Origin of the sequence: Telluria aromaticivorans (assembly GCF_013003915.1) — a bacterium.
Classification (GTDB): domain Bacteria; phylum Pseudomonadota; class Gammaproteobacteria; order Burkholderiales; family Burkholderiaceae_D; genus Telluria; species Telluria aromaticivorans.
In genome coordinates this window covers 66,628-86,888 of record NZ_JABAIV010000011.1, presented here as the reverse complement: position 1 = coordinate 86,888, position 20,261 = coordinate 66,628, and the positions used below count along the sequence as shown (strand labels likewise).

Here is a 20,261-nt window from a genome sequence, read left to right as displayed (position 1 = left end):
TCACGCAGGGCACCACGGCAGCGAAGAAAGCATCCGCTCAAAAGCGAGTGTGACTTTTGGAAAACGGACATTTTAACTTTGCTAAAAGCGGACATTTCTACTTTGCTGTTACAGGGTGGGCGGTTTCCCCGCCCGCGCGTTGAACCGACGCAAACGCATCGATACGCGCTTGTATTCCGCAACCGTGATTTGAACGCGTGGGCGGGAGACCCGCCCACCCTACGATTTTCGACTCACTAGCGTCTACAGGTGACCATCTCGGCGCCAGCAGCAGAGCTTGTGCGGGCGACGGGATTGAATGTCGTTTAAGTGAAGATAGTTTGCGCTATATCAGACAGTTCACTGCGCAGCATGGGAATCAGATGAAAATCCCTTAATCTGGATCAGTCGCGGCCTGCGCGCCGCAGCGATCTAAAGGAGATTGTCATGGCGAATGCTCCGAGCGAAGAGACCGTCCAGGGCAAGGATGGAAACCAGATCTTCTTCCGCTGCTGGCGGCCAGACGGCCCGTCCAGTGCGCTGGTCGCGATTTGCCACGGCGTGAACTCGCACAGCGGCCAGTATGCATGGACGGCCGAACAGCTGGTGGCGAATGGCTTCACCGTGTACGCGCTCGACTTGCGCGGGCGCGGCAAATCGAGCGGCGACCGCTTCTATGTCGAGCACATCGACGAATACGTGGGCGATCTCGCCACCCTCATCGACCTGGCCAAGGCGCGCGAGCCCGGCCTCGCGGTATTCCTGCTGGGGCATAGCGCCGGCGGCGTCGTGTCCTGCGTGTACACGCTCGAACACCAGGAACAGATCGATGGCCTGATCTGCGAGAGCTTCGCCTTCAGGGTGCCGGCGCCAGGCATCGTCCTGTCGATCATCAAGGGCCTGAGCCACGTGGCGCCGCACCTGGGCGTGCTCAAGCTGCACAACGAAGATTTTTCGCGCGACCCGGAAGCGGTGCGGGCGCTAAACGCCGATCCGCTGATCGCGGGCGAAGTGCAGCCCGCCAGCACCGTGGCTGCGCTGGTGCGCGCCGACGAACGCCTGGAGAGGGAATTCGCGCGGATCACGCTGCCGGTCTTCATCATGCATGGCACGGTCGACAAGGCCACTGTGCCCGCCGGCAGCCAGTTCTTCTACGAGAAAGCCGGGTCGAGCGACAAGACATTGAAGCTCTACGAAGGCCATTACCACGACCTGTTCAACGACTTCGGCAAGGAAGACGTGATGGCCGATACCACGCAGTGGATCAGGCGCCACCTGCCGACGACTGCGCGGTCTGGGACGGCGCCCGGCGCTCCGTGACGCGTCGGGACGCGTTCAGCTGCGATCGAAATTCGGCTGGAACGGCACCGCTGGTGGCGTACACTGCTCGACCGGCTGCGGCTTGCGACCATCCTCCTTGCGGATGTAGCACTCGTCGAACACCGAACAGTAGCAGGCCGAGAACTTGATATCGCCAGTGCTCCGGTGCAGGGCATCGAAGATCGGGTTGGACACGGCGGTCTGGTTGGCAGTGAACATCACCAGCGAGCCACCGGGTCGCACCAGGGCACTGGAGACGTTGCCGCGCGCGTTCATCGGAATATTGAATTCTTGCGCGGGCCCGCAGCAGGCGCTCAGCAGGGCGTGCAGGTTGGCGACCGGCTTGTCCTTGTAGGTCAGCTCGACCCATTCGATGCGGGCAGGGCCGATGCCGTTATTGGCCATTTCGAATTCGACCCGTTTGCGGAACAGGCCCGTTTCGCTGGCCGGCGCCGCCGACGAGATCGAGCGCATCAGCTCGAGGTAAGGATAGCTGTTGGCCGCCACCAGCTTTTCCATCGAATGCGCCGAGTGCAAACCAAGCCAGAGCGAGACCAGCGACACGATGGCGGCAGCAATGGCCAGGCTGATGTCGAGCCAGCGCACGCCGGTGCCGTGGGGGTGGTGATGGGGATGACTCTCGTGTTCCAAGGCTGCTCCGAACGTTGACGAAACCAAGATTGTAACGACGCAGCCAACGCAGCGGAGGCTTTGGGCAGCGAATATGCGGCCGGCATGGAAAGCGGCGGCGCACCGCGTCCGGAAAAGAGAATGGGCGCCGCAGCGCCCATTCAAACGAGTATCCGGCAAGCGCCTCAGACGATCCCGAGGTGCTCCATCCCGGCCGAGAAATCGCGGTTCTTCGCGTGCTTGCTATTGAGCTTGATGTTCAGGCGCAGGTCGTTCACCGAATCCGCGTTGCGCAGCGCGTCCTCATACGAAATCTTGTCCGCCTCGTACAAGTCGAACAGCGCCTGGTCGAAGGTCTGCATGCCCAGCTCGCGCGACTTCTTCATGATCTCCTTGATCTCGTGGACGTCGCCCTTGAAGATCAGGTCGGAAATGAGCGGGGAGTTCAGCAGGATCTCCATCGCCACCACGCGGCCCTTGGCTTCTTTCTTCGGGATCAGGCGCTGCGAGATCAGGCCCTTCATGTTCAGCGACAGGTCCATCAGCAGTTGCTGGCGGCGCTCTTCGGGGAAGAAGTTGATGATGCGGTCCAGCGCCTGGTTCGAGCTGTTGGCGTGCAGGGTGGCCAGGCACAGGTGGCCGGTCTCGGCAAACGCGATCGCATGCTCCATGGTCTCGCGGTCGCGGATCTCGCCGATCTGGATTACGTCCGGGGCCTGGCGCAGGGAGTTCTTCAGGGCCGCCTCGAAGCTGTCGGTGTCCACGCCGACTTCTCGCTGCGTGATCACGCAGTTGCGGTGCGGGTGCACGAATTCGACCGGGTCTTCGATGGTGATGATGTGGCCGTAGCTGTTCTCGTTGCGGTAGCCGACCATGGCGGCGAGCGTCGTCGATTTACCGGAGCCGGTGGCGCCGACCATGATCACCAGGCCGCGCTTGGTCATGATCACGTCTTTCAGCACTTCCGGCAGCTCGAGGTCCTCGAAACGGGGGATGGTGGTGGTGATCGTTCGCAGCACCATGCCCACGCAGCCCATCTGCATGAAGGCCGAGACGCGGAAGCGGCCCAGGTCGCCCGGGCTGATCGCGAAGTTCGCTTCCTTGGTGAGCTCGAAGCCGGCCGCCTGCTTGTCGTTCATGATGGCGCGCGCCAGGTCGTTCGTGTGCGTGCCGTTCAGGGGCTGGTTCGAGACCGGCGTCATCTTGCCGTCGATCTTGATCGCCGGCGGGAAGCCGGTCGTGATGAACAGGTCCGAGCCGCCTTTGCTGGTCATCAGGCGCAGCAGGTCGAACATGAATTTGGATGCCTGGTCGCGTTCCATGATGCCGTCTTAGCCTGGGAAGTTTTCTGGAATTTTCGCAGCCGTGCGGGCAGCGGCGCTGGAGATCACGTTGCGGCGCACCAGGTCGGTCAGGTTCTGGTCGAGCGTCTGCATGCCGACATTGCTGCCGGTCTGGATGGCCGAATACATCTGGGCGATCTTCGCTTCGCGGATCAGGTTGCGGATCGCCGGGGTGCCGATCATGATCTCGTGCGCCGCGACGCGGCCCGAACCGTCCTTGGTCTTGAGCAGGGTCTGCGAAATCACGGCTTGCAGCGACTCGGACAGCATCGCGCGCACCATCTCTTTTTCTTCGCCCGGGAATACGTCGACGATACGGTCGATGGTCTTGGCGGCCGACGAGGTGTGCAGGGTGCCGAACACCAGGTGGCCGGTTTCCGCCGCCGACAGCGCCAGGCGGATGGTTTCCAGGTCGCGCAATTCGCCGACCAGGATCGCGTCCGGGTCTTCGCGCAGCGCCGAGCGCAGCGCATTGCTGAACGAGAGCGTGTGCGGGCCGACTTCGCGCTGGTTGATCAGGCACTTCTTGGAATCGTGGACGAATTCGATCGGGTCCTCGATGGTGAGGATGTGGCCGTATTCGTTTTCGTTCAGGTGGTTGACCATTGCCGCCAGCGTGGTCGACTTGCCCGAGCCGGTCGGGCCGGTCACCAGCACCAGGCCGCGCGGGCGCATGGCGAGTTCGCTGAAGATCTTCGGCGCGTTCAGTTCTTCCAGCGAGAGGATTTTCGAGGGAATGGTGCGCAGCACGGCGGAGGCGCCGCGTTCCTGGTTGAAGGCGTTCACGCGGAAGCGCGCCAGGCCCGGAATCGCAAACGAGAAGTCGCACTCCAGGATCTCTTCGTACTGCTTGCGCTGGCCGTCGTTCATGATGTCATAGATCATGCCGTGCACGTCCTTGTGCTCGAGCGGCGGCAGGTTAATGCGGCGCACGTCGCCATGCACGCGAATCATCGGCGGCAGGCCGGCCGAGAGGTGCAGGTCCGAGGCCTTGTTCTTCACGGAGAACGCCAGAAGTTCCGAAATGTCCATTTATAATTCCTGTGGGAGGGGGCCTCGCAAACCTACTGCGCGTCGGATTTTCGCCCTGCGATGCTCGCCGTACCGTAAGTACGGCTGCGCTTCTCGGACGAAACTCCTTCCGCTCGCTACGGTTTTCGAGGCCCCGTTGCGGCGCGTGTGTTAAAAATATTTCCTATAGAAAATCATTATGTCCATAATCGCTGCCAACTTGCAAGCTGTCGAAGCGACAATCCACGCGGCTTGCGCCTTAGCCGGCAGGAGCAAATCAGAGGTGCTTTTGCTGGCCGTGTCGAAGACCTTCCCTGCGGAAGCGGTGGTCGAAGCCATCGCCGCGGGGCAGCGCGCTTTCGGTGAAAATTACCTGCAGGAGGCGCTCGACAAAATGGAAGCAGTGGCGCGCCTGCAACCAGATGTGCCGGTCGACTGGCATTTCATCGGCCCGATCCAGAGCAACAAGACCCGGCCGATCGCGGCCAGCTTCCAGTGGGTGCATACGGTGGAGCGCCTGAAGATCGCCCAGCGCCTGTCGGAACAGCGCCCGCCGGAGCTGGCGCCCCTCGACATCTGCCTGCAGGTGAACATCAGCGGAGAGGCGACCAAGAGTGGTGCACACGCGGCCGAACTGCCGGAGCTGGCGCGCCAGGTGATGGCGCTGCCGAACCTGCGCCTGCGCGGGCTGATGGCGATCCCGGAAGCCAGCACCGATCCGGCCCAGCAGCGCGCCGCCTTTGCGCGCCTGCGCGCCCTGTTCGAATCGCTGCGTCTTGGGGGGCTGCCGCTCGACACGCTGTCGATGGGAATGTCGGGCGACCTGCCCGCGGCGGTGCTTGAGGGCGCGACCATCGTGCGGGTCGGCAGCGCCATCTTCGGCGCGCGCCACTACGAATAAACCCAACCAAGGAACCGAATGAAAATTGCGTTTATCGGCGGCGGCAACATGGCCACGGCCCTGGTTGCGGGCCTGGCCGGCCAACTCACCGGCGCGGGCAGCCTGCATGTGGTGGACCCGAATGCCGAGGCGCTCGAGCGCCTGGCCAGCCAGTATGGCGTCAGCACGGCCGATGCCATCGACGTGCAGGTGGGCGGCTGCGACATCATCGTACTGGCGGTCAAGCCGCAGCAGATGCGCGAAGTCGCCGCGGCGCTCAAGCCGCAGCTCGGTGGCCAGCCGCTGGTGCTATCGATCGCGGCGGGCATCCGCATTGCCGATTTGTCGCGCTGGCTGGGTGGCTACACGCGCATCGTGCGCTCGATGCCAAACACGCCGGCGCTGATCGGCATGGGCATCACCGGCATGGTGGCCCAGCCGGACGTCGATGCGGCGCAGCGCCAGGCTGCCGACAGCGTGATGCGTGCGGTGGGCCAGACCGTGTGGCTGGATGAAGAGTCCCTGATCGACCCGGTGACGGCGGTATCGGGCAGCGGCCCGGCCTATGTCTTCTACTTCCTCGAAGCGATGCAGCAGGCGGCCGTCGAAATGGGGCTGGATGCGGAGCAGGGGAGGAAGCTCGCGCTGGCCACCTTCACCGGTGCGGCGCAGCTGGCGGCGCAATCGAGCGATCCGGTGGAGACCCTGCGCCAGCGCGTGACCTCGAAAGGCGGCACCACGCATGCGGCGGTCAAGAGCATGGAAGCATCGGGTGTGAAGGAAGCCATCGTCGCTGCCATGAAGGCGGCCGCCGCGCGCGGGCGCGAGCTGGGCGACGAGCTCGGGATGGATTGAATCGACGGCCCGGGATCTCAGTGGATCTCGAAACCCCTCCAGCGCAGGACCGGCAACAGGCGCTGCGCGAGCTGGTAGGCCGACACGGCGCCGGTGGCGATGCCGACCGCCCATTTCGGCTTGACGATGAACAGGCCGGCGGCCACGCCGGCAGCGACCAGCGCGGTCTTGCGGTGCCGACTCAAGAGGGCCGGAACCACGCCCAGCGTCGCAGGCGAAGCGAGCGAGGAGTATTCGTAAGCCACCTGCGCGCGCTGGTCTGCGCAGCGTTCCACCAGCGCGGCGCGGCGCGCAGCCAGCGTATCGGTCTTAGCCTTCATGGACGGACTCTCCCTTGAGGGCGCCGGCATCCTTGCGCAGCTCGGCCAGCGTCGCCCCCATCATGGGCGGGCGCGTCTTGAGTCCCGCACGCACGCGGGCCACGGCAAACGCGCTGCCCAGCGCGAACAGGACGGTCATGCCGCCGACCGCCAGCAGGCGGTGGCTGTCCCAGAACAGCACCAGCACGAACAGCACGGCGAGCAGCAGGCCGACGAAGGCCAGCATAGCCGCTGCCAGGGCCCAGGCCAGGTAGCCGAACAGGCGCCCGGTCTCTTCCTGCAGCTCGATGGCCGCCAGTTCGAGCCGCGTGCGCAGCAGGTCCAGCATGCTGGCGCCCAGCGTCCGGATGTTCGCGATGATGCTCATGCGCGCCGTCCCGGGATTAGCGGCGAGCGATCAGCAGGCCGATGACGACGCCGACGGCGGCGCCCAGGCCCACGGACTTCCATGGATTCTCGTGAACGTACTCGTCAGTGACCTTGGCGGCTTCCTTGGTCTTTTCGACGACGGTCTGCTGGTATTCGCCCAGGCTTTCCTTGGCGCCGGCCAGGGTCTGCTCGAATTTCGCCTTGGCTGCCTTGAGCTCGTCGCCCGTCAGGTGGCCGCCATTGCGCAGCCAGGCTTCGGCGTCCTGGATCACGGTCTTCAGGTCCGACAGCAGCTGGTCACGGGTGCCGGTTTGGGTAGGGATCTTTTCCATCATGATGAGGAGCCTCGCTAAAGTGAATGAATGCGTGTGGATGAACACGCGTAAATGAATGCCTTTTGTGCAATATTACCTGAATGTATAGTCGAGTGCGACACCTGCGAACAGTGCGGCCCCCAGCCAGTTGTTGTGGCGGAAGGCCTTGAAGCAATCCATGCGGTCGCGCCGGCGGATCAGGGTGTAGTGGTAGAGCGCCAGGGCGGCCGCCACCACGACCCCGGCCACGAACCACCAGCGCAGCCCCAGGTACCAGCCGCACACCAGGTCGATGGCCAGCGCGGCGCCGTAGCACAGCATCACGGCGGCCACGTCGAAGCGCCCGAAGGTGATGGCCGAGGTGCGGATGCCGATCTTCAGGTCGTCGTCGCGGTCCACCATCGCGTATTCGGTATCGTAGGCCACCGCCCAGAACACGTTCGCCACCAGCAGCCACCAGGCCACCGCCGGCACGGTATTCTGCACGGCGGCGAAGGCCATCGGGATGCCGAAGCCGAAGGCGATGCCGAGGTAGGCCTGCGGGATCGCAAAGAAGCGCTTGAAATAAGGATAGGTGCCGGCCACGACCAGGGCCGCCACCGACAGCTGCTTGGTCAGCGCATTCAACGGCAGGATCAAAAGGAACGAGACCAGCGCCAGCACGGCCGCCACCATCACGGCTTCCCAGCCGCGGATTTTGCCGCTGGTGAGCGGGCGGTCGACGGTGCGCTTGACGTGCTTGTCGAACTCGCGGTCGGCATAGTCGTTGATGGCGCAGCCGGCGGAGCGCATCAAGGCAGTGCCGAGCACGAAGATGGCCAGCACTTGCAGGTCGGGCACGCCGCCGGAGGCCATCCACAGTGCCCACAGGGTAGGCCACAGCAGCAGCAGGATGCCGATCGGTTTGTCGGCCCGCACCAGGCGGAAATAGAGCGCCAGCTTGTTCATCGAATGGGTTGTCTTGTCGGGCAAGAATTGTTGAGCAGAAGACAGCGATTCTACGGCTTTTGCCCCGGGCATGCGCTTCAGCCTCGAGGGAGGGCTTGCCGGTACAATCGACACCCGCCAACTTTTTCCATTCTTCATCATGCACATCTGGGTCGATGCCGATGCCTGTCCTGGCGTCATCAAGGACATCCTGTTCCGCGTCGCCGAGCGCACGCATATCAACGTCACCCTGGTTGCGAACCAGCTGATACGGGTACCCGGCTCGCGCTTCATCCGCGCGCTGCAGGTACCTAGCGGCGCCGACGTGGCCGATGCCGAGATCGTCGAGCGGGTCAGCAGCGGCGACATCGTCGTGACCGGCGACATCCCGCTGGCGGCGCTGGTGCTGGAGAAGGGTGGGCTGCCGCTCAACCCGCGCGGCGAGTGGTACACCAAGGACACCATCGCCCAGCAACTGACCATGCGTGCCTTCATGGAAGAACTGCGCGGCAGCGGCGTCGATACCGGCGGGCCGGCGGCGTTCAGCCAGGCCGACAGCCGGAATTTCGCGAATGCGCTCGACCGCCAGCTGGCGCGGGCGCGCGCCGCCGGCAACTGACCGGAATTCGACTCCCCGGCATTAATGCTGCGTTCGGAAAACTTTACAGTCCATGTATTGACGGCTTATTCATATTGGCTAAGTTACTGAAAGTATTGGAGAATAACTTACTGGCACTTTTCTTGCTCGTCCCTCGATGTCCGACGCCGCCAGGGCGTACCTGGCTTATAAGTTGTTAATTAAGGGATGATCATGAAAGCTATCTTGGCAAGAGCAGTAGTGGGGGCCGCGGTGTTTTGCTTAGCCAACCCTGCGTTCGCAGACCTGATCAAGGTCACGGGGACGCAGGCCACCGGCACGGGACTGGGCGCCGTCATGACGGTGGTGACCGTCAAGGACAATACCAATAACGCCAACCGGGTCGTGACCGAATCGGGCTGCGTTACCTACAAGCCCAGCGACGTGACCAGGCCGTTCGAGACCTGCGCGGCGGAGATGGGCCTGGAAGGTGGCGACAACACCGCCGGCAATGCGGGAAACAACACCTATTTCCTGTCCAGTATCGCCGGGCTCGCCAACGCTGGCCAGCTGGGGTTTGTCGTCAATGTCAGCGAGCCGGGCAACGGCAGCGCAACCCTGACTCACCTTTACATGAGCCTGTTCAGGACCGATACCAGCCAGCTGAAACTGTTCGCCTACACAGGCGCCGACCTGATCATGGCCGATTCGGGCGGAACCGGGCAGTCAGGCATCCAGCGCTTCATCCTGGACGACCTCCAGGCGGCGGAGGCGCTCGGTTTCTGCCCGGTGCTGAGTCAATGCGTGGTGGGCGGCGGCGTGCAGTTTGCCGCAGGAAGTACGCAAGGCGATCATGAGTCGGTCTATGTCGGCGCCTTCCAGCGTCCGCCAGCCGAGCTGCCGGAACCGTTCTCGCTGGCGCTGGTCGGCGTGGGCCTTGCGGGAATGAGCGTGCTGCGCCGGCGCGCAAAGCAGGCTGCCGGCTAAAGGGGGGATAACAGGGCGCCGGCACCGGTGGTGCGCGGGCGCCCGGCATGGACCATCAGGCGGCCGCTTCGAGTCTGATCATTTCCACACCCGGCAGCCTGCATTCGCCGACCGCGCGCGCCACCGCGTCGATCGCGGCGCGCCGCGTGAAACTCTTGCGCCAGACCAGCACGACGCGGCGCGACGGCATCGGGTGGGCGAAGGGCACATAGGTCAGCAGGCCATGCGGGTCGTGCATGTCGGCCACCGAGGCGCGCGGCAACACGGTCAGGCCGATGCCGCTGGCCACCATGTGGCGGATGGTCTCGAGCGAAGAGCCTTCGAAGGTACGCTGCATGCCATTGCCCGGCGCCGAATAGCGCGCCATTTCCGGGCAGACTTCCAGCACCTGGTCGCGGAAACAGTGGCCGGCGCCCAGCAGCAGCATGGTTTCCAGCTTCAGGTCGTCGGCCGGGATTTCCTTGCGGCCGGCCCACGGGTGGGTGCGCGGCATGGCGACCACGAAGGGTTCGTCGTACAGGGTCTGCATCGACATGCCGTGGTCAGGCAGCGGCAGCGCCACGATGGCAGCGTCGAGCTCTCCCTGGCGCAGCAGTTCCAGCAGCTTGTGGGTGAAATTCTCTTGCAGCACCAGCGGCATCTGCGGCACGTTGTCGATCAGGTTGCGCACCAGCGGCGGCAGCAGGTAGGGGCCGATGGTGTAGATCACGCCCAGCCGGAGCGGGCCGGCAAGCGGGTCCTTGTTCTGCTTGGCCAGTTCCTTGATCGCGGCGGTCTGTTCCAGCACGCGTTCGGCCTGGGCCACGATCTGGGCGCCGAGCGGCGTCACCGAGACTTCGGAGCCGCCGCGCTCGAACAGCGTCACGCCGAGCTCGTCTTCGAGCTTCTTGATGGCGACCGAGAGGGTGGGCTGGGCAACGAAGCAGGCTTCGGCGGCATGGCCGAAGTGTTTGGCGCGCGCGACGGCGACGATGTATTTCAGCTCGGTCAGTGTCATAGACTTTCAGTCCCAGGAATACACGGCTTTATTGACGCTTATCCTGACACAATGTTGGTTTTTAGTCAGCCGAATTTGCGTATTTTATCGAAATCGGCGTTCACGCATCATAGTCGATGCATCGTCATCGCCGCCTGCCAGCCTATATAATTGCCCGGCAGGATTTTCGCCTGCGCTCTTGAGAGGCGCCCATGTCTTCGACCTTCGGCCCGGCGGAAGCCCAGGCCTATATCCACAAGCTGCTCACGGTCATGCACCAGCAGGGCGGCTCCGACCTGTTCATCTCCAGCGATTTTCCGCCCAGCATGAAGCACCAGGGCGCGATGAAACCGTTGAGCCAGCAGCGCTTGTCCGGCGAGGTGACGCGGGCGCTGGCCCTGTCGCTCATGAACGAGCGCCAGCGCGAGGAATTCGAAGCTGAGATGGAATGCAATTTCGCGATCTCGCTGCCCGGCGTCTGCCGCTTCCGCGTGAACGTCTTCGTGCAGCAGCAGAGCGTGGGCATGGTGGTGCGCACCATCGCGTCCGAGATCCCGAATTTCGAGAAACTCGACCTGCCCGAAGTGCTGAAGGAAGTCGTGATGACCAAGCGCGGGCTGGTGCTGGTCGTCGGCGGCACCGGTTCCGGCAAATCCACCACGCTGGCGGCGATGATCGACTACCGCAACAGCAATTCGGCCGGCCACATCATCACGGTCGAAGACCCGGTGGAGTACGTCCACAAGAACAAGAACTGCCTGGTCACGCACCGCGAAGTCGGCGTCGACACCCATTCGTGGCACAACGCGCTGAAGAACACGCTGCGCCAGGCGCCGGACGTGATCCTGATCGGCGAGATCCGCGACACCGAAACCATGGAGCACGCGATCGCCTTTGCCGAGACCGGCCACCTGTGCCTGGGCACCCTGCACGCGAACAATGCCAACCAGACCCTGGACCGGATCATCAACTTCTTCCCGGAAGAGCGTCGCAACCAGCTGCTGATGGATCTGTCGTCGAACCTGCGCGCCGTGGTCTCGCAGCGCCTGGTGCGCACCGAGGACGGCAAGGGCCGCAAGGCCGCCATCGAGATCCTGCTGAATACCCCGACGATCGGGGAGATGATCCTGAAAGGGAACTTCCAGAACATCAAGGAGATCATGCACAAGTCGCGCGAACTGGGCATGGTCACCTTCGACGGCGCGCTCTACGAGCTGTATAACAAGGGCCTGATCGGCTACGACGAGGCGATCCGCAACGCCGACTCGGCCAACGGCCTGCGCCTGCAGATCAAGCTCTCGGGCGAGCGCAAGGGACCGGACGGCGGCGGTGGCAAGGCCACCGAGCTGTCGATGGCCGTGGAAGAAGAACCCGATCCCGATGCACCACCCACCTAAATGCTTATGCCTTCATTCGAAAACAAGATCTGCACGCGCGCCCAACTGGCGCAGCGTATCGCGCAACTGCCAAAACCGGTGGTGCTGACCAACGGGGTGTTCGACATCCTGCACCGCGGGCACGTGACCTACCTGGCGCAGGCGCGCGAACTGGGTGCTTCGCTGGTGGTGGCGGCCAATACCGATGCCTCGGTCAAACGACTGGGCAAGGGCGACGACCGCCCGCACAACACGCTGGCCGACCGCATGGCGGTGCTGGCGGCGCTGGAATCGGTCAGCCTGGTGGTGGAGTTCGACGAAGACACCGCGCTGGAGGTAGTACAAGAAGCGCGTCCCGGGATCTACGCCAAGGGCGGCGATTACGACATGACCGCGATTCCCGAAGGGCAGGCGGTGCTGGCCTATGGCGGTCGCGCGGTGGCGATCGATTTCGAGCACGACCGCTCGACCACCAGGCTGGTGGCGAAGATCCGGGGATGAGCGCAGGCCCGGTGACCGATGTCACCGGCCTGCTTGCCGCTCTCAGGCCAGGGCTTCCTTGGCCGCCTGCTCAGGCGTCAGGCCATCATAGAACTGGTCGGTAAACCACTCGACCTGCTCTTCGATATGGTCCTGGGCCTGCTTGACGGTTGCGCCGCCGGCCACGAGAAATCCTTCCACTTCAATACACCAGTGGATGAAGGCCAGCGTTTCTTCGTCGAGTTCTTCTTCTTTCTTGGCCATATCGGCTCCTTTACTATTGGATAACGGGTAAACCGGCGCTGTCAGCGCGGGTAGGTGAAGCCGGTGCGGATATCCATCGGCGCCAGGCGATTGCCTTCGCGGACCATCAGCTTGTTGGGCGGTTCGTCGCCGGCCAGCGCGCCCGGCGTGACGGGCAAGCCTTCGCTCTTGCGCACCAGCGGATCGCAGCGTTCGTACACGTTGGCGCAGCCGGTGGCTTTCAACAGGGCTTGCACGACCGGCACCTTCCACTGGTCGACGCCGCCGGCATTGAACTGGCAGACCAGGTAGCCCGAGGCGCCGCCATAGCTGTGCACCAGCAGGCCCGGCAGGCCGTCCTTTTCGCCATCGACCAGCTGGAACAAGGCCTGCGGGTCGGCGATGGACAGCGCGACGGCGCGGCGCTCGACCGCAGCCTGCACGCGGCGCTTGATCAGCGCGTGGTCGACCGGCTCGTCCTCGCGCAGGGTCCAGACGCGGGCGGCGATCTGCGACTTGGCGTTGTAGGCGGCCCTGGCCAGGAACTGGCGCGAGGACGACTGCACGATGGCCGTGGCGCCAGGCTTGTTGCGTTCCGAAGGCTTGCCGTCGACCTTGTCGATGGCGGAGATGTAGATCCAGGGGTCGCCGGCCAGCAGGCCTTTTTCCTTACCCTGTTTGATGGTGATGATGAGCATGCGCGGCTTTCGTTTTCAAGGTCGGGATGATACAGCAAGCTGCCGCCATCCCCGGCGCCCTGCTTGCCGGCATTCCCGTCAAAAGCCCCAGCCAGCGCACCCTATTCGTGGCAATATTGCTGGATTCACAATCTGAAGAGACCCCATGCCTGGCTTAGCCCGTCTGTTCGGCGGCATCATCCTGACGGTGGCCGCCACCGCGCATGCCGCCCCGCCGGTCGCCCGCGTGGAACCCGTCACCGACACCCATTTTGGCGAGAAGGTGGTCGACCGCTACCGCTGGATGGAAAACGACAAGGACCCGGACTGGCTGCCTTTCCTGCGCAACCAGAACACCCATGCGCGTTCGGTGCTGGATGCCTTGCCGCTGCGCGGCGAACTGCTGGCGCGTATCGGGCAGCTGTCCGGCGACATCACCTCGGCCGCCGCGATCCAGCGCGCCGGCGCGCGCACCTTCTACCAGCAGCGCCCGGCCGGCACCAATAACTTCAAGCTGTTCGTGCAGGAGAATGGTAAAAGCCGCCTGCTGGTCGACCCGACCCTGCAAGACACCGCCACCAGCCATTACTCGCTCGACTGGTGGAGCGCGTCGCCGGACGGCAGCAAGCTGGCCTACGGCCTGTCGAAGGATGGCAGCGAGGATTCGGTCCTGCATGTCATGGACGTGGCCAAGGGCGCCGTCCTTCCCGAACGCATCGCCAATACCCAGAGCGCCAGCCCGAGCTGGCTCGAGGACAGCTCGGGCTTCTTCTACAACCAGCTCACCGGCAAGGTGAATACGCCGGAACGCTACCTCGATTCGCGCGCCCGTTTCCACCGCCTGGGCGACGACCCAGGCAAGGACAGGATCCTGATGGCGCGCGGTCTGGATAAATCGGTGAAGTACGACAGGATCCAGATGCCGCTGATTATCGCGACGCCGCAATCGCGCCACGCCTTGCTGGTGCTGGCCGACGTGCGTAACGAGAAGCGCTTCCTGGTCGCGCCGCTGCAAGACGCATTGAAGGGCAAGGCGCGCTGGAAACCGGTAGCCGGCTTTGCCGACGAAGTGACCTATGCCGATCTGCATGGCGACGACCTGTACCTGCTGGCCCACCGCGGCCATCCGCGCGGGCGCGTGCTGAAAACGGGGGCGGCGGCGCCGTCCTTGAGGGCCGCACGCGAGGTGGTGCCTGAATCGAAGCTCGTGATCGAGGAGCTGGCCCGCGCGAAAGACGGCCTGTACTTGAGCGCCATGGATGGCGGCATCGGCCGGGTGCTGCGCCTCGGCGCCGACGGCAAGGTGGCCGACATTGCCCTGCCTTTCGACGGCACAGTGGCGAGCCTGGTGGCCGATCCGGACGCACCCGGCGCGCTGATGCTCTTGTCCGGCTGGCTCACGCCGGGCGGCATCTGGAGCATTGATGCGGGTGGCAAGGTGGCGGACACCGGCCTCACGCCCAGGCCGGCGATCGACGTCAGCGCCTACACGACCGAGCGCCGCTTCGCAGTGGCAAAGGACGGCACGAAGATTCCGTATAGCCTGGTCTACAAGAAGGGCCTGAAGAAGGATGGCAGCAACCCGGCCTTCATCTCTGCCTATGGCAGCTATGGCGCGGCGGCCTATACGCCGGCCTTCGCGGGCCGGCTGCTGGCACTGATCGACCAGGGCGCGATCGTCGGTTTCGCCAACGTGCGTGGCGGCGGCGAGTACGGGCGCGACTGGCACCGTGCCGGCCAGCTGGAGAACAAGCCAAATACCTGGCGCGACCTGATCGCCGTGGTCGGCGACCTGCATGACTATGGTTATAGCGCACCGAAGCATACGGCCATCGGCGGGCGTTCCGCGGGCGGCATCCCGACCGGCATGGCCCTGGCCGAGCGTCCGGACCTGTTCGCGGCCGTGGTCTCGGGCGTGGGCTGGCACAACCCGCTGCGCTATGTGGCGGAGCAGAACAGTTTTGCGGAAGAACCGGAGTGGGGCGCGATCCGCGACCGGGCCGGCTACAAGGCGCTCAGGAGCATCGACAGCTACCAGGCGGTGAAGGACGGCGGCAAGTATCCGGCCGTGCTGCTCACCACCGGCGTGACCGATCCGCGCGTGGCGCCTTTCCATCCGGCCAAGATGGCGGCGCGTTTGCAGGCCGCCACGGCGAGCGGCAAGCCGGTGCTGCTGCGCGTCGACTTCGACGCCGGCCACGGCATGGGCTCGACTCGCGCGCAGCAGGACCAGGAGGCGGCGGATACGTATGCCTTCATCCTGTCCCAGACGCGTAGCCAGTGAGATCCGCACACGACGCGGGTTAATTTCGGCGAATTTGTAGGGTGGGCGGGGTAAGTTCGGGCAATGCCCGGATTTACGAACGCCCACGCGGTGAAAGTTATAGGGTGAGCAGCCGCACGGGCAGCAGCAGCATTATTCGAACGCGCGGGCGGGAAGACCCGCCCACCCTACGTTTCGCCGCACCCGCCACGCCAGCCCCAGCAGCCCCAGCCCGAACATGGCCCAGGTCTGCGGCTCAGGCACCGCCGCCATCATCGAGGTCATCGACAGCCGGGTGTCGCTGGTCCAGTACAGGTGGCGCTCGACCGTCATGCCTGGATTGAAATCATAGGCATAGTGCTGGTCGCCGGTCGTGATCAGGCGGCCGCCGCCGACCCAGCCTTCGGGATCGCTGCCGTAGCTGCCCACGCTGAAGTTCAGGCCGCTGTCCTGCGAGAACGAAAAGCTGGTCGCGCCGCACTGGTAGTAAGCGTTGCTGGAACCCGCGCAGGCGATGTAATCGAGTTCGCCGACCACCAGCGATACCAGCTCGTCCTTCGCCAGCAGCCCGTCGCCGTTCAGGTCATCGCCCCGGAACGAGCCGGTGATGACCTCTTGCGGCAGGAAGCTGCTTGATACGCTGTCGTAGAAACCGTTGAAGGAAAAACCCCAGGAGACGGGATCGGCATGGGCCGCGGTGCAGCAGAGCGCCAGGACGGCGCTTGGGAGAAGCTTCTTCATGTATTACCTCGAACAAGTACAGGGTGCGGCGATCAAACTGATGCATCCAGCGTACTCCTGCCGGGGACTTACTGTCGCGTTACCTTGTAAATATTTCCAGAATGTGTCGCCCATCAGCCACAGCAATGTAACATTGCTGATGGGAATGTTCGAGGTCTGGAGTGAGGTGAGAGCGCTACGCGCCGCCGGCGTAGCCGTTCTGGCGCCAGGCTTCATACACGACCACCGCCACCGTGTTCGAGAGGTTCAGGCTGCGGTTGTCCGGCATCATCGGCAGGCGGATGCGCTGGCCCGGGGCGAAGCTGTTGCGCAGTGCCGGGTCCAGGCCGCGCGACTCGGGGCCGAACACGAACACGTCGCCCGGCTTGAATTGCGCGTCGGCGAAAGGAGAGGAGCCGTGCGTGGTCAGCGCGTACATGCGCGCCGGGTCCGGTTGGACGGCGGCCAGGAAAGCGTCCCAGTCCTTGTGCACCTTCATGGTCGCGTAGTCGTGGTAGTCCAGCCCCGCGCGGCGCATCTTGGCGTCGTCCAGCGGAAAGCCGAGCGGCTCGATCAGGTGCAGCTGCACGCCGGTATTGGCACACAGGCGGATGACATTGCCGGTATTCGGCGGAATCTCTGGTTCGACCAGTACGACGTGGAACAACGCGTTCTCCTTGTTTTCAAATATCAGTGCGGCGGTGTGCGGGCGAACACGAAATTGGTCACGCGCGCCGCGCCGGCGGCTTTCAGCACACCGGCCAGTTCATCGAGCGTATGGCCGCTCGTCATGACGTCGTCGACCACGCCGACATGGCGTCCATGCAGGCCGGCCTGTCCATCGCCGATGGTAAAAGCGCCGCGCACGTTGCGGCGCCGCTCGCCAGGCGCCATGCCGGACTGGGCAGGTGTGTCGACCAGCCGTTCCACCAGCCGCGGCGCCAGCGCAATGCCGAGCGCACCGGCCAGCGGCCGCGCCACCTCGAGCGCCTGGTTGTAGCCGCGCTCGACCAGGCGGCGCGGCCCGAGCGGCACCGGGCACAGCAGGTCGGGCAGGGCCAGTCCATGCCGGGCGAGGGCGGCATCGCGCAGCTGCTGCGCCATCCACGGCGCCAGCGCCAGCCGGGCGCTGAATTTCAGTTGCAGCACCAGCCGGTCGGCCGGCGCGCTGTAGTCGCAGGCGGTGACTGTGGCGTCGTACGCCGGCGCGTCGGCCAGGCAGGCGCCGCAGCGCCGTCCGCCATCCTGCGCGCCGACCGGATTGGCGCAGCAGGCACAGCGCGCGGCGCGATCCGTCACATGCGCCAGCGCGCAGGCCGGGCAGACCGCGTCGTCGCCAGCCATGCCGCACAGCACGCAGCTGGACGGCAAGAGCGTGCGCAGCAGCGCGGCGTGCAAGGCGCGCGGCCAGTGCGGCAGGCGGGTGGTCAGGTAGCTGGTCAGATCGCTGGGCAGGGGCATCGGCTGAAGCTCGGCTGTGACTCGTACAACCATGTACACTCCCGCCATTATCTCATTTGTACGCACGTCTACCATGGCTTCACCGCAACCCCCTTCCAGAATGAGCGCCCCGATCGACGGCGAGCGCGTACGCAAGCTGTTCGCCCAGCCGGGACGCATCCAGCCCTCCGACTTCCTGCGCCGCGAGATCGCCGCGCGCATGCAGGAGCGCCTGCAACTGGTCAAAATCGTCCCGAAACAGGTGCTCGATGCCGGCTGCGGCGCCGGCGCCGACCTGGCGCTGCTGCAAAAGACCTATCCGGCAGCCCAGATTCTCGGGATCGATGCGGCGCCCGCGATGGCCGCCGCGGCCAGAACTGGATCAAGCGCGGCAGCCGGCATGCGTTCGCTGAACCAGATGCTCAGCCGTTTGCTGCCGGCCAAGGCCGGCGTGGATCTCTTGTGCGGCGACTTCGCCACCCTGCCATTCGGCGCGAACTCGATCGACCTGCTGTGGTCGAACCTCGCGCTGCACTGGCATCCCCAGCCGGACCGCGTCTTCGCCGAATGGCGCCGCGTCCTGCGCGTGGATGGCCTGCTGATGTTCTCGAGTTTCGGTCCGGACACCTTTGCCGAACTGCGACCTGCCTTCGCCGCCATGGACGAGACCCCGCACACGCTGCCTTTCGTGGACATGCACGATTTCGGCGACCAGCTGGTGGAAGCCGGGTTTTCCACGCCGGTGATGGATGTCGAACGCATTACGGTCACCTACGACACGGCAGGAGCACTGCTGGCCGACGTGCGGGCGCTGGGCGGCAATCCGCTGGACACGCGGCGCCGCGGCCTCATCGGGCGTGCGGCCTGGCAGCGGATGCTCGACGCACTGGAAGAGGGACGCCGTCCGGATGGCAAGCTCGGCCTGAGTTTCGAAGTCATCTTTGGTCATGCTTTCCGCCCGGCACCGAAGACCACCGCGGCCGGGGAAGCGATCGTGCGTTTCCAGCCGCGCAAGCCTCAATAACCGGCGGCAACAACACTGCCCGATTTTCCTTGAATAAAAATTACTGATTTGATTATAATCAGTGGCTATTTTTATCGTCCAGACGCGAAAAGCGCTGAAAAAAGCAGCAGAATGGACGATAAGTAGAATGAACTACGAGAAATGAATTGCAGCATCCGCAGAGCCGCCGGCCTCTGGTGACGACGGTGTCACCCGGGCCGGCGTATGGTTTTCCCACCGTTCCGCAGCGCAATCTCGCGGACGGCCGGGTGACCGTTCTGCGGTATTGATTCGGAGCGGCGGCAGTTCGTTCATGGAATTGTCGACCGTTAAAAATATTTTATTTTGGGTGGTTGGGGACAACATGACATACGCAACGCGACTTGGGGCCTGGATGTTCGGGCTCGCAGCAACGGCCGGCATCCCAGCATGGGCGGCTCCGGAAATTACCGGAAGGCCGGTGGAACACCAGTTGAACATGCAGACCCCGGTGACCGCCGTCGGCGCCGACATCTACGACCTGCACAACTGGATGATGATCGTCTGCATGGTCATCTTCGTCGCCGTGTTCGGTGTCATGTTCTATTCGGTGTTCAAGCACCGCAAGTCGCTCGGCCACAAGCCTGCCACCTTCCACGAATCCACCGCCGTCGAGATCGCCTGGACCATCGTCCCGTTCCTGATCGTCATCGGCATGGCGCTGCCGGCCACCAAGACCGTGGTCGCCCTGAAAGACACCTCGAACGCCGACATCACCATCAAGGCCACCGGCATGCAGTGGAAATGGGGCTACGACTACCTGAAAGGTGAGGGCGAGGGCATTTCCTTCCTGTCGAACCTGTCCACCCCGCGTGCCCAGATCGGCCTGCCGGGCGAACCGTCGACCGAAGCGCGCGGCGAAAACTACCTGATGGAAGTCGACAACGAGATGGTGGTCCCGGTCGGCAAGAAGATCCGCATGGTCTTCACCGCCAACGACGTGATCCACGCCTGGACTATCCCGGCCTTCGGCATCAAGCAGGATGCGATCCCGGGCTTCGTGCGCGACGGCTGGTTCAAGGCCGACACCATCGGCACCTACCGCGGCAACTGCGTCGAACTGTGCGGCAAGGACCACGCCTTCATGCCGATCGTCGTGCGCGTCGTCTCGGACGAAGACTACGCCGCCTGGGTCGGTACCAAGAAGAAGGAAATGGCGGCACTGGCCGACGATCCGACCAAGGTCTGGACCATCGACGAACTGAAAACCAAGGGCGAGCAGGTCTACACTGCCAATTGCGTGGCCTGCCACCAGGCCAACGGCAAGGGCGTACCGAACGCCTTCGCGCCGCTGGACGGCTCGGAACTCGTCAACGGTCCGAAGCATCCGCAGATCGACGTCCTGCTCAATGGCCAGGACACCCCGCGCTACGCCTCGGCGATGCCGGGCTGGAAGCAGCTGTCGGACACCGAGATCGCCGCCGTGATCACCTATACCCGCAACACCTGGTCGAACAAGGCTGCGGAAAACATCGTGCAACCGGCCGAAGTGCTGGCTGCGCGCAGCAAGTAAGCTTGACCAGTTAGCTCCA

At 64.3% G+C, this 20,261-nt stretch carries 23 protein-coding genes; 10 read left to right on the top strand and 13 right to left on the bottom strand.

Annotated features, from left to right (window positions below):
* The first annotated feature begins 426 nt into the window (after window positions 1-426).
* Window positions 427-1,299 (top strand): alpha/beta hydrolase, encoded by an 873-nt coding sequence (locus HGB41_RS21855; protein ID WP_171088416.1) that lies wholly within the window; start codon window positions 427-429, stop codon window positions 1,297-1,299.
* Between the two features lie 15 nt (window positions 1,300-1,314).
* On the opposite strand, the gene HGB41_RS21850 is transcribed toward HGB41_RS21855, so the two are convergent.
* The 3 genes from HGB41_RS21850 to HGB41_RS21840 all read right to left on the bottom strand — a co-directional run bounded on the left by HGB41_RS21850 (window position 1,315) and on the right by HGB41_RS21840 (window position 4,304).
* Window positions 1,315-1,950 carry a hypothetical protein gene (locus HGB41_RS21850; RefSeq protein WP_171088415.1) on the bottom strand — a complete coding sequence of 212 codons (636 nt, stop codon included), beginning with the start codon at window positions 1,948-1,950 and terminating at the stop codon, window positions 1,315-1,317.
* A gap of 164 nt (window positions 1,951-2,114) precedes the next feature.
* Window positions 2,115-3,251 carry a PilT/PilU family type 4a pilus ATPase gene (locus tag HGB41_RS21845; RefSeq protein ID WP_171088414.1) on the bottom strand — a complete coding sequence of 379 codons (1,137 nt, stop codon included), beginning with the start codon at window positions 3,249-3,251 and terminating at the stop codon, window positions 2,115-2,117.
* Window positions 3,252-3,260: 9 nt separating this feature from the next.
* Entirely contained in the window at window positions 3,261-4,304 is a 1,044-nt protein-coding gene (locus HGB41_RS21840) for a type IV pilus twitching motility protein PilT (RefSeq protein WP_171088413.1), read from the bottom strand.
* A 178-nt stretch (window positions 4,305-4,482) separates the two neighbouring features.
* Here HGB41_RS21840 and HGB41_RS21835 point away from each other — a divergent pair, with 178 nt between their 5' ends.
* Both HGB41_RS21835 and proC read left to right on the top strand, forming a co-directional pair.
* Window positions 4,483-5,184 carry a YggS family pyridoxal phosphate-dependent enzyme gene (locus HGB41_RS21835; RefSeq protein WP_171088412.1) on the top strand — a complete coding sequence of 234 codons (702 nt, stop codon included), beginning with the start codon at window positions 4,483-4,485 and terminating at the stop codon, window positions 5,182-5,184.
* A gap of 18 nt (window positions 5,185-5,202) precedes the next feature.
* Complete coding sequence (gene proC, locus HGB41_RS21830) at window positions 5,203-6,018, top strand: pyrroline-5-carboxylate reductase (RefSeq protein ID WP_171088411.1); 816 nt, start codon at window positions 5,203-5,205, stop codon at window positions 6,016-6,018.
* A gap of 17 nt (window positions 6,019-6,035) precedes the next feature.
* Here the strand turns inward: proC and HGB41_RS21825 are convergent, their stop codons facing one another.
* From HGB41_RS21825 to ubiA, 4 genes are all read right to left on the bottom strand, one after another.
* On the bottom strand, window positions 6,036-6,338 hold the full coding sequence (locus tag HGB41_RS21825; RefSeq protein ID WP_171088410.1) for a hypothetical protein: 303 nt from the start codon (window positions 6,336-6,338) through the stop codon (window positions 6,036-6,038).
* Window positions 6,328-6,705 (bottom strand): phage holin family protein, encoded by a 378-nt coding sequence (locus HGB41_RS21820; RefSeq protein ID WP_171088409.1) that lies wholly within the window; start codon window positions 6,703-6,705, stop codon window positions 6,328-6,330. The genes HGB41_RS21825 and HGB41_RS21820 overlap by 11 nt, the downstream gene beginning before the upstream one ends.
* 16 nt (window positions 6,706-6,721) lie before the next feature.
* A complete protein-coding gene (locus HGB41_RS21815; RefSeq protein WP_171088408.1) occupies window positions 6,722-7,042 on the bottom strand; it encodes an ElaB/YgaM/YqjD family protein in 321 nt (106 codons plus the stop codon).
* Between the two features lie 72 nt (window positions 7,043-7,114).
* A complete protein-coding gene (ubiA, locus tag HGB41_RS21810; RefSeq protein WP_171088425.1) occupies window positions 7,115-7,969 on the bottom strand; it encodes a 4-hydroxybenzoate octaprenyltransferase in 855 nt (284 codons plus the stop codon).
* A 139-nt stretch (window positions 7,970-8,108) separates the two neighbouring features.
* Here ubiA and HGB41_RS21805 point away from each other — a divergent pair, with 139 nt between their 5' ends.
* Window positions 8,109-8,567 (top strand): YaiI/YqxD family protein, encoded by a 459-nt coding sequence (locus HGB41_RS21805; RefSeq protein ID WP_171088407.1) that lies wholly within the window; start codon window positions 8,109-8,111, stop codon window positions 8,565-8,567.
* Between the two features lie 192 nt (window positions 8,568-8,759).
* A complete protein-coding gene (locus tag HGB41_RS21800) occupies window positions 8,760-9,512 on the top strand; it encodes a PEP-CTERM sorting domain-containing protein (protein ID WP_171088406.1) in 753 nt (250 codons plus the stop codon).
* 55 nt (window positions 9,513-9,567) lie between these two features.
* Here HGB41_RS21800 and HGB41_RS21795 read toward each other — a convergent pair whose 3' ends face one another.
* The gene (locus HGB41_RS21795) at window positions 9,568-10,509 is read right to left on the bottom strand and encodes a hydrogen peroxide-inducible genes activator (RefSeq protein WP_171088405.1); all 942 of its coding nucleotides are present in this window, start codon (window positions 10,507-10,509) and stop codon (window positions 9,568-9,570) included.
* Window positions 10,510-10,700: 191 nt separating this feature from the next.
* Between HGB41_RS21795 and HGB41_RS21790 the strand changes: the two genes are divergently transcribed.
* Window positions 10,701-11,885, top strand: a complete 1,185-nt coding sequence (locus tag HGB41_RS21790; protein ID WP_171088404.1) for a PilT/PilU family type 4a pilus ATPase — start codon at window positions 10,701-10,703, stop codon at window positions 11,883-11,885.
* 6 nt (window positions 11,886-11,891) lie between these two features.
* Window positions 11,892-12,365, top strand: a complete 474-nt coding sequence (locus HGB41_RS21785; protein ID WP_171088403.1) for an adenylyltransferase/cytidyltransferase family protein — start codon at window positions 11,892-11,894, stop codon at window positions 12,363-12,365.
* Between the two features lie 42 nt (window positions 12,366-12,407).
* Here HGB41_RS21785 and HGB41_RS21780 read toward each other — a convergent pair whose 3' ends face one another.
* Window positions 12,408-12,608 (bottom strand): hypothetical protein, encoded by a 201-nt coding sequence (locus tag HGB41_RS21780; RefSeq protein WP_171088402.1) that lies wholly within the window; start codon window positions 12,606-12,608, stop codon window positions 12,408-12,410.
* 41 nt (window positions 12,609-12,649) lie between these two features.
* Window positions 12,650-13,285 (bottom strand): class I SAM-dependent rRNA methyltransferase, encoded by a 636-nt coding sequence (locus HGB41_RS21775; RefSeq protein ID WP_171088401.1) that lies wholly within the window; start codon window positions 13,283-13,285, stop codon window positions 12,650-12,652.
* 145 nt (window positions 13,286-13,430) lie between these two features.
* On the opposite strand from HGB41_RS21775, the gene HGB41_RS21770 reads away from it, so the two are divergent.
* A complete protein-coding gene (locus HGB41_RS21770) occupies window positions 13,431-15,548 on the top strand; it encodes a prolyl oligopeptidase family serine peptidase (RefSeq protein ID WP_171088400.1) in 2,118 nt (705 codons plus the stop codon).
* Window positions 15,549-15,680: 132 nt separating this feature from the next.
* Here the strand turns inward: HGB41_RS21770 and HGB41_RS21765 are convergent, their stop codons facing one another.
* The 3 genes from HGB41_RS21765 to HGB41_RS21755 all read right to left on the bottom strand — a co-directional run bounded on the left by HGB41_RS21765 (window position 15,681) and on the right by HGB41_RS21755 (window position 17,708).
* Window positions 15,681-16,268, bottom strand: a complete 588-nt coding sequence (locus HGB41_RS21765; RefSeq protein ID WP_171088399.1) for a PEP-CTERM sorting domain-containing protein — start codon at window positions 16,266-16,268, stop codon at window positions 15,681-15,683.
* A 175-nt stretch (window positions 16,269-16,443) separates the two neighbouring features.
* Window positions 16,444-16,914 carry a tRNA (uridine(34)/cytosine(34)/5-carboxymethylaminomethyluridine(34)-2'-O)-methyltransferase TrmL gene (gene trmL / locus HGB41_RS21760; protein ID WP_171088398.1) on the bottom strand — a complete coding sequence of 157 codons (471 nt, stop codon included), beginning with the start codon at window positions 16,912-16,914 and terminating at the stop codon, window positions 16,444-16,446.
* A 23-nt stretch (window positions 16,915-16,937) separates the two neighbouring features.
* Window positions 16,938-17,708, bottom strand: a complete 771-nt coding sequence (locus tag HGB41_RS21755) for a ComF family protein (protein ID WP_229423166.1) — start codon at window positions 17,706-17,708, stop codon at window positions 16,938-16,940.
* Between the two features lie 100 nt (window positions 17,709-17,808).
* Here HGB41_RS21755 and HGB41_RS21750 point away from each other — a divergent pair, with 100 nt between their 5' ends.
* On the top strand, window positions 17,809-18,711 hold the full coding sequence (locus tag HGB41_RS21750; protein ID WP_171088397.1) for a methyltransferase domain-containing protein: 903 nt from the start codon (window positions 17,809-17,811) through the stop codon (window positions 18,709-18,711).
* Between the two features lie 343 nt (window positions 18,712-19,054).
* Window positions 19,055-20,242: a cytochrome c oxidase subunit II gene (gene coxB, locus HGB41_RS21745; protein ID WP_171088396.1), complete on the top strand. Its 1,188-nt coding sequence runs from the start codon at window positions 19,055-19,057 to the stop codon at window positions 20,240-20,242.
* Window positions 20,243-20,261 lie beyond the last annotated feature (19 nt).

What these genes read in the sequence shown, in the direction of transcription:
- HGB41_RS21855 (WP_171088416.1), top strand. Translation starts at nt 427, where the DNA reads ATGGCGAATGCTCCGAGCGAAGAGACCGTCCAGGGCAAGGATGGAAAC.
- HGB41_RS21845 (WP_171088414.1), bottom strand. Translation starts at nt 3,251, where the DNA reads ATGGAACGCGACCAGGCATCCAAATTCATGTTCGACCTGCTGCGCCTG.
- HGB41_RS21840 (WP_171088413.1), bottom strand. Translation starts at nt 4,304, where the DNA reads ATGGACATTTCGGAACTTCTGGCGTTCTCCGTGAAGAACAAGGCCTCG.
- HGB41_RS21835 (WP_171088412.1), top strand. Translation starts at nt 4,483, where the DNA reads ATGTCCATAATCGCTGCCAACTTGCAAGCTGTCGAAGCGACAATCCAC.
- proC (WP_171088411.1), top strand. Translation starts at nt 5,203, where the DNA reads ATGAAAATTGCGTTTATCGGCGGCGGCAACATGGCCACGGCCCTGGTT.
- HGB41_RS21825 (WP_171088410.1), bottom strand. Translation starts at nt 6,338, where the DNA reads ATGAAGGCTAAGACCGATACGCTGGCTGCGCGCCGCGCCGCGCTGGTG.
- HGB41_RS21820 (WP_171088409.1), bottom strand. Translation starts at nt 6,705, where the DNA reads ATGAGCATCATCGCGAACATCCGGACGCTGGGCGCCAGCATGCTGGAC.
- HGB41_RS21815 (WP_171088408.1), bottom strand. Translation starts at nt 7,042, where the DNA reads ATGATGGAAAAGATCCCTACCCAAACCGGCACCCGTGACCAGCTGCTG.
- ubiA (WP_171088425.1), bottom strand. Translation starts at nt 7,969, where the DNA reads ATGAACAAGCTGGCGCTCTATTTCCGCCTGGTGCGGGCCGACAAACCG.
- HGB41_RS21805 (WP_171088407.1), top strand. Translation starts at nt 8,109, where the DNA reads ATGCACATCTGGGTCGATGCCGATGCCTGTCCTGGCGTCATCAAGGAC.
- HGB41_RS21800 (WP_171088406.1), top strand. Translation starts at nt 8,760, where the DNA reads ATGAAAGCTATCTTGGCAAGAGCAGTAGTGGGGGCCGCGGTGTTTTGC.
- HGB41_RS21795 (WP_171088405.1), bottom strand. Translation starts at nt 10,509, where the DNA reads ATGACACTGACCGAGCTGAAATACATCGTCGCCGTCGCGCGCGCCAAA.
- HGB41_RS21790 (WP_171088404.1), top strand. Translation starts at nt 10,701, where the DNA reads ATGTCTTCGACCTTCGGCCCGGCGGAAGCCCAGGCCTATATCCACAAG.
- HGB41_RS21785 (WP_171088403.1), top strand. Translation starts at nt 11,892, where the DNA reads ATGCCTTCATTCGAAAACAAGATCTGCACGCGCGCCCAACTGGCGCAG.
- HGB41_RS21780 (WP_171088402.1), bottom strand. Translation starts at nt 12,608, where the DNA reads ATGGCCAAGAAAGAAGAAGAACTCGACGAAGAAACGCTGGCCTTCATC.
- HGB41_RS21775 (WP_171088401.1), bottom strand. Translation starts at nt 13,285, where the DNA reads ATGCTCATCATCACCATCAAACAGGGTAAGGAAAAAGGCCTGCTGGCC.
- HGB41_RS21770 (WP_171088400.1), top strand. Translation starts at nt 13,431, where the DNA reads ATGCCTGGCTTAGCCCGTCTGTTCGGCGGCATCATCCTGACGGTGGCC.
- HGB41_RS21765 (WP_171088399.1), bottom strand. Translation starts at nt 16,268, where the DNA reads ATGAAGAAGCTTCTCCCAAGCGCCGTCCTGGCGCTCTGCTGCACCGCG.
- HGB41_RS21755 (WP_229423166.1), bottom strand. Translation starts at nt 17,708, where the DNA reads ATGCCCCTGCCCAGCGATCTGACCAGCTACCTGACCACCCGCCTGCCG.
- HGB41_RS21750 (WP_171088397.1), top strand. Translation starts at nt 17,809, where the DNA reads ATGAGCGCCCCGATCGACGGCGAGCGCGTACGCAAGCTGTTCGCCCAG.
- coxB (WP_171088396.1), top strand. Translation starts at nt 19,055, where the DNA reads ATGACATACGCAACGCGACTTGGGGCCTGGATGTTCGGGCTCGCAGCA.